General features: G+C 48.2%; 1 protein-coding gene. It reads right to left on the bottom strand.

What is annotated here, in order from left to right:
• On the bottom strand, positions 1-251 hold a 251-nt coding region (locus RMT89_RS42930; RefSeq protein ID WP_315889184.1), incomplete at its 3' end, for a hypothetical protein.
• Between the last annotated feature and the right edge of the window lie 23 nt (positions 252-274).

Here is a 274-nt window from a genome sequence, read left to right on the forward strand (position 1 = left end):
GTCAGCACGCCAGGACTTGTTCCCTTCGGAAATAGCGTGATGATTTTGCCATGCTCATTTTCTTCATGGTAGTCATACCAGGTTTCGACATCCATTGCGGGATCGTTAAACCAAGGGATCATGGCTTTTTGACGATCCAGCAGTTCAATTACCGTCTTCGAAACAGTAGCGTCCCAGGGGCCGTTTACTTTGTCAGTGTTGATGCGTAATTTGCAAAGCGGAGGCAGGGGTCTTGAACGATCAATTCGCATATCATAGGTTCGCCTCTCTAGCC

The organism is Streptomyces sp. P17 (genome assembly GCF_032436805.1).
Taxonomy (GTDB): Bacteria; Actinomycetota; Actinomycetes; order Streptomycetales; family Streptomycetaceae; genus Streptomyces.